Raw genomic sequence first — 15295 nt, forward strand, 5'->3', positions numbered from 1 at the left:
CGCCAGCTCCGCCGCCAGCGCTTTCAGGCTGGCCTTGTCGCGCCCCGCCATCTGCACCATCTGCAGCAGCATGTCCACCTTCTTCTTCAGCAGCGTCTTCTGCATATCGTCCACTTCGGGCGAACGCTTGGGCAGCGGTTTCAACGCCACCTTCAACTGCCGCATATAATTGCCCAGGGTTTGCTGCAGCGAGGACTGCAAGGCTTGCTTGGCCTGCAGGCTGTCATCCGCCTTGGGCTTGGCGCCGGCGACGGCTGCCACCGCGGCCTGGCTAGGATCCGTGGCGGCGGAACTGGCCGACGCGGAGGAGGGCCGCCGGTACAACTCGGCGGCATAATTTGGCGAGAAGGGCTTGATCACGGACATATAAGGCATTTCTTATGGGTATCCGTATTTATCGGCCATAATCGGTCTTTCTTTACGCTAAAATCGACATCATGCAAGATATGCCCGCTCCCACCCTTTTTTGCGCAGAATCCCTGACGTGACGCTAGCTTCTCCTCCGCTTCCCCCCGCCGCCATCGGCTGGCTGCAGGATATCGGCGTGACGGACGCCGACGGCCTGCGTCGACGCGGCGTCGTGCTCGCCTTCCTGCAATTGAAAAGCCGCGGCCACACCGCCACCCGCAAGCTGTTGTTCGCGCTGGAGGCCGCCTGCCGCGGCATACACTGGAACCAGCTCAGCGCCGATGACAAGGCACGGCTGCTGCAAGAACTGGCGGAACACCCCCCGGTCATCGCTCCGCCGCCGGACGCCGATATCGCCCGCTATCTGGCCCAGGCGCTGGACCTGGCCGCTCAGGCCGCCGCACTGGATGAGATTCCGGTGGGCGCCGTCGTGGTTCGCAACGGTGAAATCATAGGCCGCGGCTACAATCAACCTATAAGCCGACGCGACCCCAGCGCCCACGCCGAAATCCTGGCCTTGCGCGACGCCGCCGCCACATTGGGCAATTACCGCCTGGACGGCTGCGATCTGTATGTCACGCTGGAGCCCTGCCTGATGTGCAGCGGCGCCATCATGCATGCCCGCATCGCCCGGGTGATCTATGGCGCGGCCGACGCCAAGACCGGCGCGGCGGGCAGCGTGCTGGACGCGTTCGCCAATAGTCGGCTCAACCATCACGCCGCGGTATTCGGCGGCAGGATGGCGGACGACTGCGCGCAACCCTTGACGGCTTTCTTCCAACAACGCCGCCAGAAAGGCTGATGCCATGCCGCGCCTTTTACTCGCGCTATGCTTGTTGAGCGCTGCAGCCGGCGCTGCCGCCGACGACGACCAGGTCCTGCCGCAGGTCGACCCCATCGCCGTGGCCGCCTTCGCCGCCGGACAACAGATTGCCGCGCCCTTGCTGGAGACGCGCCCCAATGCGCGCCGCTACGGCGCGCCATGGATTCTGGTGGGCGTGAAGAGCCAGACCTTGAAGCTTTACGACGGCTGGGGCCGCCAACAGCGCGAATACGTGGTGTCCACCGCCCGCAAGGGCGTGGGCGAACTCAGCGGCAGCTATCAAACGCCGCGCGGCTGGCACCGGGTTTGCGAGCGCATCGGCGCCGGCGTGGAAGCCGACACCATTATTTTTCGCCGCAAGGTCACCCCCTGGAAATACACGCCGGAACTGCATGCCCAGTATCCGAACAAGGACTGGATCCTCACCCGCATCCTGTGGCTGTGCGGCGAAGAGCCAGGCAAGAACCAAGGCGGCGAGGTTGACAGTTATAATCGAGCCATTTATATCCATGGCGCCGGGGAACACGTGCCCTGGGGCAGCCCCAGCTCCCTCGGCTGCGTGCGGATGAAGAATCCGGACGTAATCGAATTGTTTGACGCCACCGACAATGGCATTGATGTCCTGATTGATGAGAACGCCTGATGCACTCCGCACTGAACCTGACCACGCCCGCGCTGTTGTTTCCCGCCATTTCCCTGCTGCTGCTGGCCTATACCAACCGCTTTCTCGGCCTCGCCAGCATCATCCGCAATCTGTACGAGGAATACCGCGATAGCCAGGACCCCAAGATCCTGCGCCAGATCGGCAATTTGCGCACCCGCATCACCCTGATCAAATGGATGCAGTGCCTGGGCATCGCCAGCCTGTTTCTGTGCACGGTGGCGATGTTTCAGGTTTATACCGGCTGGCAAGCCTGGGGAGAGCTGACCTTCGGCATCAGTCTGCTGTGCATGATCTGCTCGCTGGCGGTTTCGCTGATCGAACTGCTGCGCTCTTCGGACGCGCTCAACATCCTGCTGTCCGATCTACAGGCGGAATACGACAAGCGGCGCTAAAGCCGATTCAATGTCCGCTGCGCGTCAGCGATGCCGTGAAAGAGCCTAATGCTAGGGACGCCGCGCCACCAGCAGGCTCAACGGCATGCTGACGCGGCGCGCCAGTCCGCTATCGCCCCAGGCGCGGGCGATGCGGCCGGAAGCATCGTCGAGTACGTGCTCGCCCAAGGTTTGTTTGCACAACTTACTGGCGGACAGGGTATTGAGAAAGCCCAGGAATTGCTCCAGCGTCCAATCGCAGTCAATCGCCAGTTCCGGCGTGTCCAGTAGCGGCAAGGGACAGCCAGCGGTCGTGTAGCCATCCCAAAGAATTTGGCAGCGACTGGACCAGAACGGCTCGACGATGGAAGTCAGAATCGCCGCGGCCCGATCCACCTCCGGCGACACCCGATACAAATGATAGCCCCAGGCGGCGAAAACGCCCCCGGGCTTGAGCACCCGGGCCACCTCCGGCCAGAACGACGGAAAATGGAACCAGTGCAGCGCTTGCGACACGGTGATCAGATCGAAGCTCGCATCGTCGAATGGCGTGACCTCGGCCGGGCATTCGCGGTAATACACTTGATTATGCGCTTCGGCCTGGCCTAATTGCGCCGAGCTGATATCGGTGGCGTCCACGCGCGCGAAACCGTCTCCCAATCGCACCGCCGTTTGACCATTGCCGGTTGCGCAATCCCACGCCCGCTCATGCGCGGCGCACAAGGGCAGCAGCCACTGATACAGCGCTTCGGGATAGGCCGGCCGAAACCGGGCGTACAGGTCGGAATACAGGCTGAAAGTGGCGACGGAATTGGATAGCATATTCGCTCTCTACAATTGCTGTAGCTTTCAATTAGATGACAGTCGGCACTGCCATGTCCATTCGTCATAACAGACGTTCACAATATATTTCAGCCGGCCCGTATTCTCAAGCCGTCCGTTAGCGTCCGTGCGCAATACGGCCGCCAGAAAATGCTTATATCATATCAAGAGGGCGGTAACCAGTCCGCGAACGCTGGTGAATGCGAAGACAGTGGAGGATGCGAGGCAAGCGGGAATGGAAAATATCTGGAATAAGAATTAAGACACCATGCAAAAAGCCCGCTTTAGCGGGCTTTTTGACTTTGCCAGGAGAGGGTGGTGCCGGTAAGAGGAGTCGAACCCCCGACCTTCGCATTACGAATGCGCTGCTCTACCAACTGAGCTATACCGGCACATCACTTCCGCCTCGAAGCAGAGCGCGTAATAATAAACAGTTTCTTGCGCTTTGAAAAGGGCTGGAACGCATTTGCCGACAACGCGTTTAAATTCATTGCCGTCCAATGCAAAAACCCTGAATTCAAATAAATGAATTCAGGGTTTTAAATCTGGTCGGAGTGAGAGGATTCGAACCTCCGGCCTCTACGTCCCGAACGTAGCGCTCTACCAGGCTAAGCTACACTCCGCTTTTACTGCACTCAGCGCCTAGCGCCGAGGAGCAGAAATTTACTACATCCGATGTTTTCTGACAAGCTTTTTCTATTCAGCTGGTCGGAGTGAGAGGATTCGAACCTCCGGCCTCTACGTCCCGAACGTAGCGCTCTACCAGGCTAAGCTACACTCCGACGACCATCTGCAAGCTCATCCGAAAACCACCCCGCTGCTGTCTTGGCTGCGGTACAATCTGTGGCATCAGAGGACGCGCATTATGGAACAAATATGTGGTTTAGGCAACTATCTTTTTACCGTTTGAATCAAGACGACGCTCCGAATAACGAGCAGCTCTCCGCCGCGCTGGAAAAGCGTCCATTCCAGCATTGCATGGGACTGGACTGGTTCAGCGAGGGCTGGGTGCCCGCCGCCGGCCATCTGGACGCGCCGGTCTACGCCGTGCGCGGCTGCCAGATGGTGTCGCTGCGCCGCGAGGACAAAGTGCTGCCGGCATCGGTGATTCGCGACTTCGTCGAACTCAAGGTAGCGGAAATCGAGGACAAGGAACTGCGCAAGGTCGGCCGCAAGGAAAAGCTGGCGCTGAAAGAACAGATCACCGATGACCTGCTGCCGCGCGCCTTCGTGCGCAGCAGCCGGATGAGCGCCTTTCTGGATACCCGCCGCGGCTGGCTGATGGTGGACTCGGCCGCCGCCAGCAAGGCGGAAGCGCTGGTATCCAAGCTGCGCGAAGCGCTGCCGCCCTTCCCCGCCGCGCTGCCGCGCACCAAGATCGCGCCGCATACCGCGATGACGGACTGGCTGGCGGCCGGTGAAGCGCCGGCCGGCTTTGAGTTGGACTCCGATTGCGAACTCAAGGACAGCGGCGAAAACGGTGCGGTAGTGCGCTGCGCGCGCATTGACCTGACCGCGGATGAAATCCGCCAGCACATCGCCACCGGCAAGCAAGTGACCCGAGTCGGCCTGATCTGGCAGGAAAAGATCCGCTTCCAGCTGACCGATATGCTGCAGTTGAAGCGGCTGCAGTTCCTAGACCTGTTGCAGGACGAGGCCAGCCAGGCCGGCGACGACCGCGAAAGCCTGTTCGAAGCCACCTTCACCTTGATGAGCGAGGAATTGGGTGAACTGGTGGATGCGCTGGTTGCCGCGCTGGGCGGGCTGGAAGACGCGTCGAGCCCGACCGCTGCCGCGCCGCAGACGGCCGCGCCAGGCACCGTCCCTGCCGCAGCTGAAGGCGCCGAAGTCCCCTGGGGTTGATGCCTCCGCCCCGCTCGCGCGTTCTGCGCGGGCGGGCTAGCCGCCCGCCGCGGCATCCAGTCGTTCTAAAATAGCCCCACGCTAACATCACCAGAAAGACAATCAATTTAACAAATAGATAGCAGCCGTCGATACTGGGAGCTCCTCATCCAAGGACAAACCCAAATGAAAGCGGAAAACTGGAAGGACTTCTGGCTGGAGCTATATGCCGGTTTCGCCTGGCTGCAATAAAAGCGCTGGCGAGCATGCGCGACAAAGGGCAATATTCTTTGACATATAAACAGTAATGATTATCATTCAATAAAGGAGAGCATGATGACCATGTATCGACAACAGCTGAAACGCCTGAAACGGCAGGCGCCGCCAAGCCAAAACCAGCTACGGCGCGGCTTGGGCTTCGCCATTTTCATCTCCGGTTGCCTCATTCTGCTCGGAGTACTGCATTAGCCCTGCCATCACTTGGTTAAGTATGCCAGAGCAAGCCCAGCCCAACTATTTCCAATAAGTAAACAATAAAGCCAACAAATAGCGGTTTATCATGGAATACCGCTGTATTAAGCTGAAGCTATCCCTAGAATGATGAAGGCTTCAGCCATGACCGATCGCCTGCCCGCGCTGTTCATTTCGCACGGCGCCCCCACCCTGGTGCTGGAAGACAGCCCAAGCCGCCACTTTATCGCCCAGTTGGGAACGGAACTGCCGCGTCCGCGCGCCATCGTCATCGTTTCCGCGCACTGGGAAACCCGCGGCCTGGTGGTCAACCACAATCCACGCCCGGAAACCATTCACGACTTCTACGGCTTTCCCGAGGCCCTGTATCGCCTGAGCTACCCGGCGCGCACCGATGCCCAGCTCTGCGCGCGCCTGCATGAATTATTCGCCGCCGCAGGCTTGCCGGCGCAGAGCACCGAACAGCACGGACTGGATCATGGCGCCTGGACGCCGCTGATGCTGATGTATCCGCAGGCCGACATTCCCATCGTCAACCTGTCGCTGCCGCATCAGGCATCGGCCGCTGAGCTGATGCGCATAGGCGAAGCGCTGCGTCCGCTGCGCGAGGAGGGCGTCCTGATCATCGCCTCCGGCAGCTACACCCACAATCTGCGAGCGCTGGCGCCGGAAGGCTCGGCACCGGCGCCGTGGGCGCTGGCGTTCCGCGACTGGCTGGACCAGCGGCTGCTGAATGGCGAACAGCAGGCGCTGGCCGACTGGCTGCAGCAAGCGCCTTATCCGCGCCACAACCACCCCAGCGACGAACACATCGCTCCGCTGTGGATCGCGCTGGGCGCCGGCGGTGCCGGTGCCACGGCCAGCAAGCTGCACGACGACTGGCGCATGGGCAATCTGTCCATGGCCTGCTGGCGCTTCGACTAGCCGCCCGCCGCCGGCGGCGCGTCGTCGTCCTGATTCTCATCGTCCCAGCCCAGCGGCTTGACGCCGGGCGGCAGACCCGGCGGCGGCTCGCGCCTGGCCAAGCGGATCAGAATGCCCAGCGCCGTCACCGCCGGCGCGGCGGCGATGAGGATCCAGAACAGCGTGGAATGCATCAAATCCATGTCCGCTCCAATGCAAAACGCCCCGGTCCAAGCCGGGGCGCGATAGCTTGAGCGCCGACGCTCAACGCTGGCGCAGCAAGCGCGCCGCGTCCAGCGCGAAGTAAGTCAGAATGCCGTCCGCGCCCGCGCGCTTGAACGCGATCAGGCTTTCCAGCATGCACTTTTCCTCGTTCAGCCAGCCGTTCTGGAACGCCGCCTTCAGCATCGCGTATTCGCCCGACACCTGGTAGGCGAAGGTCGGCACCCGGAACGTGTCCTTGACGCGGCGAATCACATCCAGATACGGCATGCCCGGCTTGATCATCACCGCATCGGCGCCCTCTTCCAGATCCTGCGCCACTTCCTGAATCGCTTCGTCCAGATTGGCGGGGTCCATCTGGTAGTTGTTCTTGTCGGCCTTGCCCAGATTGCCGGACGAGCCCAGCGCATCGCGGAACGGGCCGTAGAAACCGGAGGAGTACTTGGCGGAATACGCCAGGATCTTGGTGTGGATATAACCTTCTTCCTCGAAGGCCTGGCGAATCGCGCCGATGCGGCCGTCCATCATGTCGGACGGGCCGAACATGTCGACGCCGGCCTCGGCATGACAGAGGCCTTGCTTGATCAGGATTTCAGTGGTCTCGTCGTTGAGCACATAGCCGCTGTCGTCGATCACGCCGTCCTGGCCGTGAATGGTGTAGGGGTCCAGCGCGCCATCGGTCATCACGCCCAGTTCCGGAAAGCGCTTCTTCAGCTCTCGCACCACGGTTGGCACCAACCCCTCCGGGTTGTAAGCCTCTTGCGCGTCATTGTCCTTGCCCGACTCTATCACCGGGAATAGCGACAGCATCGGAATACCCAGTTCCAACGCCTGTTCGGCGGTGTAGAGCAGCTTGTCCAGGGTCTGGCGCGGCGCGCCCGGCATGGACGGCACTTCCACCACCCGGTTCTGCCCTTCCATCACGAATACCGGATAGATCAGGTCATTGGCGGTCAACACGTTTTCACGCATCAGGCGGCGGGAGAATTCATCTTTGCGCATGCGGCGCATGCGAGTGGCGGGGAAATAGCGATTGGCAAAAATCATGACAATTCCATTGAAAGGATTAGCCCGGCCATTGTACGCCTGTTGCCGCCAGCCCGCAGCGCACAGCCTGCGCCGAAACAGAGTGTTCTGTATTCGGCACGGCGGGCGGCGCCGGATCTTGCCGGCGCGCCCGCCTCCAGGCATGGCCAAACTCAGATCTGGCGCGGATCCGGCTTGCCGGGAACGGCCTGTGCAGCCTGTTCCGCCGCCAGGTTTTCTTCCGCGCGCCGTCCTTCCCAGTAGGCGGCATTGACGATGCCTAGCTTTTCCGGATGGAACACCGGATCCAGACCCCGCGCCTGCTGTGCCTCGTAGTCGCGCAGACAGGCCAGCGCAGGCTTTTGCAGCAGGATGATGGCGATGATGTTGAGCCAGGCCATCAGGCCGACGCCAATATCGCCCAAGCCCCAGGCCAGGTCCGCGGTTTTGACCGTGCCATACACGGTCGCCGCCATCAGGGCGATCTTCAACACAAAGCTCAGCCACGGCTGATTCACCTTGCGGTTGATGTAGGCGATATTGGTTTCCGCGATGTAGTAATAGGCGACGATGGTGGTGAAGGCGAAGAAGAACAGCGCCAGCGCGACAAAGATGGAACCGAAGCCCGGCATGATGCTTTCCATCGCGATCTGCACATAGCCCGGCCCCGCCGCCACGCCGGCGATGCCGGTGTACATCGCCTGGCCCGCCGGGCCCTGCACATTGTACTGGCCGGTAATCAGCAGCATGAAGGCGGTGGCGGAACAAACGAACAAGGTGTCGATATAGACCGAGAAGGCCTGCACCAGGCCCTGCTTGGCCGGATGCGACACCGCCGCGGCGCTGGACGCGTGCGGGCCGGTGCCCTGGCCGGCCTCATTCGAATACACGCCGCGCTTCACCCCCCACTGAATCGCCAGGCCCAGGATGGCGCCGAAACCGGCCTCCATGCCAAACGCGCTTTTCAGCACCAGCGCCATCACGCCGGGCAGTTGCTCGATATTCAGCGCGATGATCACGCAGGCGACGATGATGTAGCCCAGCGCCATGAACGGCACCACCGCGCCGGCGAACAGCGCGATGCGCTTGACCCCGCCGAAAATGATGAAGCCCAGGATGATGGCCAACACCGCCGCGGTGACGGTGGGCGCGATGCCGAAGGCATTGTCCAGCGAGGCGGCGATGGAATTGGCCTGCACCCCCGGCAGCAGCACCCCGGTGGCGATGATGGTGGTGATGGCGAACAGCCAGGCATACCATTTCTGGCCCAGGCCCTTTTCGATGTAGAAGGCCGGACCGCCGCGGTACTGGCCATCGATCTTTTCCTTGTAGACCTGACCCAGCGTCGATTCAACGAAAGCGGAGCTGGCGCCGAGGAAGGCCACCATCCACATCCAGAAAATGGCGCCGGGCCCGCCGAAGGTGATCGCGGTGGCGACGCCGGCGATATTGCCGGTGCCGACGCGGCCGGCCAGCGTCATCGCCAGCGCCTGAAACGAGGACACGCCGCTGGCGGTGCTCTCGGTATTGAACATCAGCCGCAGCATTTCCTTGAAGTGGCGCAGTTGCAGAAACCGGGTGCGCACCGACAGGTAAAGCCCCACGCCCAGGCACAGGTAAATCAGCGCCGGGCTCCAGATGACGCCGTTGACGGCATTGACCAAATCTTCCATGACATTCTCCTTTGAGCGAAGCCAAGCTCACCGCGCTGACGCTGGGCGGCCCGGATAATTTTTATGTTCTCGCTCCGGAGCGGAGTTCCGGAGCCTCACCAAGATAAGGCCGAACATTGGAACCCTCCAGATAATTCATTTTAAAAAAACGCTCATTACAACAGGTTACCTAAAAACATTTGACCACAAGTGCAAACTATGGAATTAAAAAAACGGCAAGCGCGCACGCTTGCCGTTTTTGCTCCGACGACCGAGATCGTCGCTTGGTCCTGCTTTAGCCGAAGAAGTCCTTCAGCTTGTCCATGAAGGACTTGGAGCGCGGATTGTGGGTGGCGACATCACCCTGGCTGATGGCGTCGAATTCGCGCAGCAGCTCTTTCTGACGCTCGGTCAGCTTGACCGGGGTTTCCACCACCACATGGCAATGCAGATCACCGTACTCGGTGCCGCGCACCGCCTTCACGCCCTTGCCGCGCAAACGATAAACACGCCCGCTCTGGGTTTCAGCCGAAATCTTGACCTTGGCCATGCCGTCCAGCGTCGGGATTTCCACCTCGCCGCCCAGCGCCGCGGTGGAGAAGGAGATCGGCATCTCGCAATGCAGATCCATGCCGTCGCGCTGGAATACCGTGTGCGGCTTGATGTGGGTGACCACGTACAGATCGCCGGACGGGCCGCCGTTCTGGCCCGGCTCGCCTTCGCCGGACAGGCGGATGCGGTCGCCTTCGTCCACGCCGGGCGGGATTTTCACGTTCAGCGTCTTGTTGGTCTTCTTCTGGCCCGCGCCGTGGCAGCTGGTGCAGGGATCGGAAATCTGCTTGCCGGTGCCGTGGCAGGTCGGGCAGGTCTGCTGGATGGAGAAGAAGCCCTGGCTCATGCGCACTTGGCCATGGCCGCCGCAGGTGGTGCAGGTCTTGGGCTGGGTGCCGGGCTTGGCGCCGCTGCCGTGGCAGACTTCGCATTCCTCGTGCGAGGGAATGCGGATCTGCTTCTCGCAGCCGCGCGCGGCCTCTTCCAGCGAGATTTCCATGTTGTAGCGCAGATCCGCGCCGCGGTAGACGTTGGAACGCCCGCCGCCGCCACCGCCGCCGGAGCGGCCGCCGCCGAAGATGTCGCTGAAGATGTCGGCGAAATCGCCGAAGCCGCCAAAGCCCGCGCCGCCGCCGGCGCCGGCCTGCGGATCCACGCCGGCGTGGCCGAACTGGTCGTAAGCGCCGCGCTTCTGGCTATCGGACAGAATCTCGTAGGCTTCCTTGACCTCTTTGAACTTCTCTTCCGCTTCCTTGCTGTCCGGATTGCGGTCCGGGTGATACTTCATCGCCAGCTTGCGGTAAGCCTTTTTGATGTCGTCGTCGGAGGCGTCGCGATTGACGCCCAACACATCGTAGTAATCTTTCTTGGACATGTTCCTGTCTCTCTCAAAATTCAGTCGGCTCGGGAAGCAAGCCCCCCTAGCGCGGCCGGCCACCATACGCCAATGACCGGCCCGGGCCGCGGAACACTCCGGCGGGCCCGGCCCGGTCATCAGGCGTCAAGACATCGGCTGGCGATTAAGCCTTGTCTTTCTTCACTTCTTCGAACTCGGCGTCGACGACATTGCCGTCTTCCTGCTTGCCTGCCTGAGCGTCCGCGCCGCCCTGCTGGGCGCCGGCTTCAGCCTGCTGAGCCTGGGCGTACATGATTTCGCCCAGTTTCTGGCTGGCCTTGGCCAGTTCTTCGGTCTTGGCTTCGATCGCGGCCTTGTCTTCGCTCTTGGCCACTTCCTCGGCCGCCTTCACCGCGTCTTCGATCTTGGCCTTTTCAGCGGCGTCGATCTTGTCGCCGTGCTCGGCCAGCGATTTCTTCACGCTGTGGATCAGGCCTTCCGCCTGATTGCGGGCGGTCACCAGCTCGTGCAGCTTCTTGTCTTCCTCGGCATTGGCCTCGGCGTCCTTCACCATTTGCTGGATCTCGGCTTCGGACAAGCCCGAGGAAGCCTGGATGGTGATATTGGCCTGCTTGCCGGAAGCCTTGTCCTTGGCCGACACGTGCAGAATGCCGTTGGCGTCGATATTGAATTCCACTTCGATCTGCGGAATGCCGCGCGGCGCCGGCGGAATGTCGCCCAGATTGAACTGGCCCAAGCTCTTGTTGGCGGAAGCCTTCTCGCGCTCGCCCTGCAGCACGTGGATGGTCACCGCGGTCTGGTTGTCGTCGGCGGTGGAGAACACCTGCGACGCCTTGGTCGGGATGGTGGTGTTCTTCTGGATCAGCTTGGTCATCACGCCGCCCAGGGTTTCAATGCCCAGCGACAGCGGGGTCACGTCCAAGAGCAGCACGTCCTTGCGGTCGCCGGACAGCACCGAACCCTGGATCGCGGCGCCAACGGCCACGGCTTCGTCCGGGTTCACGTCCTTGCGCGGCTCCTTGCCGAAGAACTCCTTAACTTTTTCCTGCACTTTCGGCATGCGGGTCTGGCCGCCGACCAGGATCACGTCGGAGATCTCGTTGACCGACAGGCCGGCATCCTTCAGCGCCACGCGGCACGGCTCGATGGAGCGCTCGACCAGATCTTCCACCAGGCTTTCGAACTTGGCGCGGGTAATCTTCATCGCCAAGTGTTTCGGGCCGGTCGCGTCCATGGTGATGTAAGGCAGGTTCACTTCAGTCTGGGTCGCGCTGGACAGCTCGATCTTGGCCTTTTCCGCCGCTTCCTTCAGACGCTGCAGCGCCATCACGTCGTTCTTCAGATCCACGCCCTGTTCACGCTTGAACTCGGTCACGATGTAATCGATCACGCGCTGGTCGAAGTCTTCGCCGCCCAGGAAGGTGTCGCCGTTGGTCGACAGCACTTCGAACTGGTGCTCGCCGTCCACGTCGGCGATTTCAATGATGGACACGTCGAAAGTGCCGCCGCCCAGGTCGTACACCGCGATCTTGCGGTCGCCTTCCTGCTTGGACAGGCCGAAGGCCAGCGCCGCGGCGGTCGGCTCGTTGATGATGCGCTTCACTTCCAGGCCGGCGATGCGGCCGGCGTCCTTGGTGGCCTGACGCTGGCTGTCGTTGAAGTAGGCCGGCACGGTGATCACCGCCTCGGTCACTTCTTCGCCCAGATAGTCTTCCGCTGCCTTCTTCATCTTGCGCAGCACTTCGGCGGACAGTTGCGGCGGAGCCAGTTCCTGGTCGCGCACCTTGACCCAGGCGTCGCCGTTCTTGGCCTTCAGGATTTCGAAAGGCATCAGGTCGATGTCCTTCTGCACTTCCTTGTCTTCGAAGCGGCGGCCGATCAGGCGCTTGGCGGCGTAAATGGTGTTGCGCGGGTTGGTCACCGCCTGGCGTTTGGCCGGCGCGCCGACCAGGATCTCGCCATCATCCATGTAGGCGATGATGGACGGAGTGGTGCGAGCGCCTTCGGCGTTCTCGATCACTTTCGGGGTGCCACCCTCCACTACCGATACGCAGGAGTTGGTGGTGCCCAAGTCGATACCAATGATTTTACCCATGTCGAAGTTCCTTTATCTCAATTCGTTTCGGCGGCCATTTGCTTGATAGCAACCGCCTGTTGTCTCAATAGGTATTGGCTATGCCCATTATTTCAAGAGGAGCATGCCAGCCTTTTTTATGCTTTTGCCTTGGCAACCACGACCATGGCCGGACGCAGCACGCGGTCGGCGATCTGATAGCCCTTTTGCATCACGCGCACGATGGTATTGGGCTCGGCGTCGGATTCTTCCGCGCTCATCGCCTGATGCTGGTGCGGGTCCAGCTTGTCGCCGGCCTTGGGCGCGATGTCCTTGATCTGCGCCTTTTCGAAGGCGGACACCAACTGCTTCAGTGTCATGTCCACGCCCATCTTCAGGGTGTCGATCTGGCCGCTCTGGTCCAGCAGCGCCATTTCCAGATAGTCCTTCACCGACACCAACTCGCCGGCGAACTTGGTGATCGCGTATTTATGGGCGGAGGCCAGTTCCTCCTGCGCGCGGCGGCGCTGGTTTTCCTGGTCGGCGCGGGCGCGCAGCAGCGCGTCCTTCAATTCCGCCACTTCCGCGTTCAGCGCGGCAAGCTGCTGCTCCGGGCTCAGTTCTTGCTCCACAGCCTGTTCCGCCACCGTCGCGTCGATATTGTCATTGTCCACGGCGTCAGCCGCGATGTTTTGGTTTTCCTGCATGGCGATTCCTCGGATTTGGATTCAGCGGTACGAATAGTCCCGACTCAAGGTAGGGGCTTCGTCGTGGAATTCAAGTCCTGAAAACGACTGAACGGCTTCAGAACGCCGCAAGCGGGCGCCAACACGCCAATGTGCGTTTGCGGACTTTTATTTTCAAAAAGCAAACGCTTGAGCGAGTCGCAATATTCGTTTTAGGAAAGTTGCTGTTAGCTTTTGAAAATCAACAATTTTCTTTGTGCTGCACTGCACACAAGCGTTTTTTTTTGTGCTAATAATTGAGCCACACCCGCAAGTGCTCCGCCCGAACAGCCCCTATCCGCAAGGCTGGCACGGCGGACATGCCGAGCCGGCCCCATGAGGGCCGACCGCAAGAAAATCCGGAAAACCGGATAGCCAGATCGCTTAATGAGGACGCCGGCGCCTGCCGGCGCGCACAGAAACGTATCGAGAAGGGTTTTAGCATGACGACTCGCGAACAACGCATTGCAGCCATCCAGAAAGACTGGAACGAGAATCCCCGCTGGAAAGGCATCAAGCGCGGCTACAGCGCCGCCGATGTGGAGCGCCTGCGCGGCTCGCTGCAGATTGAGTACTCGTTGGCGCGCAACGGCGCGGACAAGCTGTGGGGCCTGCTCCACAGCGAGCCGTACATCAACTGTCTGGGCGCGCTGACCGGCGGTCAGGCCATGCAGCAGGTCAAGGCCGGCGTCAAGGCCATCTATCTGTCCGGCTGGCAAGTGGCCGCCGACAATAATGAATACTCGGCGATGTATCCGGACCAGTCGCTGTATCCGGTGGATTCGGTGCCCAAGGTGGTAGAGCGCATCAACAACGCCTTCACCCGCGCCGACGAGATTCAGCATTCCAAGGGCGTGGCCCAGGGCGACGCCGGCTTCATCGACTACTTCGCCCCCATCGTGGCGGATGCCGAGGCCGGTTTCGGCGGCGTGCTGAACGCTTATGAGCTGATGAAGGCGATGATACGCGCCGGCGCCGGCGGCGTTCACTTCGAGGACCAGTTGGCCTCGGTGAAAAAATGCGGCCACATGGGCGGCAAGGTGCTGGTACCGACCCAGGAAGCAGTGCAGAAACTGATCGCCGCGCGCCTGGCCGCCGACGTCTATGGCGTGCCCACCCTGGTGATCGCCCGGACCGATGCCGAAGCCGCCGATCTCTTGACCAGCGACTGCGACGAGCGCGACCGCCCCTTCCTGACCGGCGAGCGCACCGCCGAAGGCTTCTACAAGACCAAGAAGGGCCTGGAGCAGGCTATCAGCCGCGCCATTGCCTACGCCGACTACGCCGACCTGGTCTGGTGCGAAACCGGCACCCCGGATCTGGAGTTCGCGCGCAAGTTCGCCGATGCGGTGCATGCCAAGCATCCGGGCAAGCTGCTGGCCTACAACTGCTCGCCGTCCTTCAACTGGAAGAAGAACCTGGACGACGCCACCATCGCCAAATTCCAGCGCGAGCTGGGCGCGATGGGCTATAAGTACCAGTTCATCACCTTGGCCGGCATCCACAATATGTGGTACAACATGTACGATCTGGCACAAGATTACGTTGCCCGCGGCATGTCCGCCTATGTCGAGAAAGTACAGGAGCCGGAATTCGCCGCTCGCGAGCGCGGTTACACCTTCGTGTCTCACCAGCAGGAAGTGGGCACCGGCTACTTCGACGATGTCACCACCGTGATCCAGGGCGGGCAGTCCAGCGTCACCGCGCTAACCGGCTCCACCGAGGAAGAGCAATTCCATTGAGCCGCCGCTGATACAGGCGCGGACGCCCACGGTTTCGTGGGCGTTTTTCATTGCGCTGTCGGTGTCGATTATTTAATTCCGCTAAATAATCAATTCAGCTTATGGTGCTTTTTTCAATGCGGAAATTCATCAATACTACTATGCAGAAGCCCGCCAATCGCGG

Annotated in this window: 14 protein-coding genes and 3 tRNA genes; 6 read left to right on the plus strand and 11 right to left on the minus strand. The window is 61.2% G+C overall.

From position 1 onward, the window contains the following. Window positions 1-375, minus strand: a 375-nt coding sequence (locus tag LQT98_RS15235) for a hypothetical protein (protein WP_231463294.1), incomplete at its 3' end; no start/stop codon positions are given. Window positions 376-484: 109 nt separating this feature from the next. On the opposite strand from LQT98_RS15235, the gene tadA reads away from it, so the two are divergent. Genes tadA through LQT98_RS15250 form a run of 3 tightly spaced genes read left to right on the plus strand, consistent with a single transcriptional unit; the run spans window position 485 to window position 2287 of the window. Then, complete coding sequence (gene tadA, locus LQT98_RS15240; protein ID WP_231463296.1) at window positions 485-1210, plus strand: tRNA adenosine(34) deaminase TadA; 726 nt, start codon at window positions 485-487, stop codon at window positions 1208-1210. 4 nt (window positions 1211-1214) lie between these two features. Further along, window positions 1215-1874 carry a L,D-transpeptidase gene (locus LQT98_RS15245; protein WP_231463298.1) on the plus strand — a complete coding sequence of 220 codons (660 nt, stop codon included), beginning with the start codon at window positions 1215-1217 and terminating at the stop codon, window positions 1872-1874. Then, entirely contained in the window at window positions 1874-2287 is a 414-nt protein-coding gene (locus tag LQT98_RS15250) for a DUF2721 domain-containing protein (RefSeq protein ID WP_048411173.1), read from the plus strand. The genes LQT98_RS15245 and LQT98_RS15250 overlap by 1 nt, the downstream gene beginning before the upstream one ends. Before the next feature lie 51 nt (window positions 2288-2338). Here LQT98_RS15250 and LQT98_RS15255 read toward each other — a convergent pair whose 3' ends face one another. The 4 genes from LQT98_RS15255 to LQT98_RS15270 all read right to left on the minus strand — a co-directional run bounded on the left by LQT98_RS15255 (window position 2339) and on the right by LQT98_RS15270 (window position 3870). Next, the gene (locus LQT98_RS15255) at window positions 2339-3088 is read right to left on the minus strand and encodes a class I SAM-dependent methyltransferase (RefSeq protein ID WP_231463300.1); all 750 of its coding nucleotides are present in this window, start codon (window positions 3086-3088) and stop codon (window positions 2339-2341) included. 316 nt (window positions 3089-3404) lie between these two features. Then, a tRNA-Thr gene (locus LQT98_RS15260) sits at window positions 3405-3480 on the minus strand. A 154-nt stretch (window positions 3481-3634) separates the two neighbouring features. Next, a tRNA-Pro gene (locus LQT98_RS15265) sits at window positions 3635-3711 on the minus strand. Between the two features lie 82 nt (window positions 3712-3793). Further along, window positions 3794-3870, minus strand: a tRNA-Pro gene (locus tag LQT98_RS15270). A gap of 94 nt (window positions 3871-3964) precedes the next feature. Here LQT98_RS15270 and LQT98_RS15275 point away from each other — a divergent pair. Beyond that, a complete protein-coding gene (locus LQT98_RS15275) occupies window positions 3965-4951 on the plus strand; it encodes a recombination-associated protein RdgC (RefSeq protein WP_231463302.1) in 987 nt (328 codons plus the stop codon). Window positions 4952-5545: 594 nt separating this feature from the next. Further along, window positions 5546-6325 carry a DODA-type extradiol aromatic ring-opening family dioxygenase gene (locus tag LQT98_RS15280; protein ID WP_231463304.1) on the plus strand — a complete coding sequence of 260 codons (780 nt, stop codon included), beginning with the start codon at window positions 5546-5548 and terminating at the stop codon, window positions 6323-6325. Here the strand turns inward: LQT98_RS15280 and LQT98_RS15285 are convergent. The 6 genes from LQT98_RS15285 to grpE form a co-directional block, all read right to left on the minus strand. Next, window positions 6322-6507: a hypothetical protein gene (locus tag LQT98_RS15285; RefSeq protein WP_231463306.1), complete on the minus strand. Its 186-nt coding sequence runs from the start codon at window positions 6505-6507 to the stop codon at window positions 6322-6324. The genes LQT98_RS15280 and LQT98_RS15285 overlap by 4 nt on opposite strands. Before the next feature lie 61 nt (window positions 6508-6568). Further along, window positions 6569-7573 carry a porphobilinogen synthase gene (hemB, locus tag LQT98_RS15290; RefSeq protein WP_048411178.1) on the minus strand — a complete coding sequence of 335 codons (1005 nt, stop codon included), beginning with the start codon at window positions 7571-7573 and terminating at the stop codon, window positions 6569-6571. A gap of 152 nt (window positions 7574-7725) precedes the next feature. Continuing rightward, entirely contained in the window at window positions 7726-9225 is a 1500-nt protein-coding gene (locus LQT98_RS15295; RefSeq protein ID WP_231463308.1) for an alanine/glycine:cation symporter family protein, read from the minus strand. Window positions 9226-9499: 274 nt separating this feature from the next. Further along, window positions 9500-10630, minus strand: coding sequence for a molecular chaperone DnaJ (gene dnaJ, locus LQT98_RS15300; RefSeq protein ID WP_048411180.1), 1131 nt, complete (start codon window positions 10628-10630; stop codon window positions 9500-9502). A gap of 145 nt (window positions 10631-10775) precedes the next feature. Beyond that, entirely contained in the window at window positions 10776-12707 is a 1932-nt protein-coding gene (gene dnaK, locus LQT98_RS15305; RefSeq protein WP_048411181.1) for a molecular chaperone DnaK, read from the minus strand. Between the two features lie 116 nt (window positions 12708-12823). Continuing rightward, window positions 12824-13372 carry a nucleotide exchange factor GrpE gene (grpE, locus tag LQT98_RS15310; RefSeq protein ID WP_048411182.1) on the minus strand — a complete coding sequence of 183 codons (549 nt, stop codon included), beginning with the start codon at window positions 13370-13372 and terminating at the stop codon, window positions 12824-12826. 461 nt (window positions 13373-13833) lie between these two features. Between grpE and aceA the strand changes: the two genes are divergently transcribed. After that, entirely contained in the window at window positions 13834-15132 is a 1299-nt protein-coding gene (gene aceA / locus LQT98_RS15315; protein ID WP_048411183.1) for an isocitrate lyase, read from the plus strand. Window positions 15133-15295 lie beyond the last annotated feature (163 nt).

The organism is Chromobacterium aquaticum (assembly GCF_021129195.1).
GTDB lineage: Bacteria > Pseudomonadota > Gammaproteobacteria > Burkholderiales > Chromobacteriaceae > Chromobacterium > Chromobacterium aquaticum.

Bases quoted from the DNA above. Each gene is read 5' to 3' on its own strand.
- LQT98_RS15245 (WP_231463298.1), top strand. From the start codon at position 1,215: ATGCCGCGCCTTTTACTCGCGCTATGCTTGTTGAGCGCTGCAGCCGGC.
- LQT98_RS15250 (WP_048411173.1), top strand. From the start codon at position 1,874: ATGCACTCCGCACTGAACCTGACCACGCCCGCGCTGTTGTTTCCCGCC.
- hemB (WP_048411178.1), bottom strand. From the start codon at position 7,573: ATGATTTTTGCCAATCGCTATTTCCCCGCCACTCGCATGCGCCGCATG.
- LQT98_RS15280 (WP_231463304.1), top strand. From the start codon at position 5,546: ATGACCGATCGCCTGCCCGCGCTGTTCATTTCGCACGGCGCCCCCACC.
- LQT98_RS15285 (WP_231463306.1), bottom strand. From the start codon at position 6,507: ATGGATTTGATGCATTCCACGCTGTTCTGGATCCTCATCGCCGCCGCG.
- LQT98_RS15295 (WP_231463308.1), bottom strand. From the start codon at position 9,225: ATGGAAGATTTGGTCAATGCCGTCAACGGCGTCATCTGGAGCCCGGCG.
- LQT98_RS15255 (WP_231463300.1), bottom strand. From the start codon at position 3,088: ATGCTATCCAATTCCGTCGCCACTTTCAGCCTGTATTCCGACCTGTAC.
- aceA (WP_048411183.1), top strand. From the start codon at position 13,834: ATGACGACTCGCGAACAACGCATTGCAGCCATCCAGAAAGACTGGAAC.
- grpE (WP_048411182.1), bottom strand. From the start codon at position 13,372: ATGCAGGAAAACCAAAACATCGCGGCTGACGCCGTGGACAATGACAAT.
- dnaJ (WP_048411180.1), bottom strand. From the start codon at position 10,630: ATGTCCAAGAAAGATTACTACGATGTGTTGGGCGTCAATCGCGACGCC.
- dnaK (WP_048411181.1), bottom strand. From the start codon at position 12,707: ATGGGTAAAATCATTGGTATCGACTTGGGCACCACCAACTCCTGCGTA.
- LQT98_RS15275 (WP_231463302.1), top strand. From the start codon at position 3,965: ATGTGGTTTAGGCAACTATCTTTTTACCGTTTGAATCAAGACGACGCT.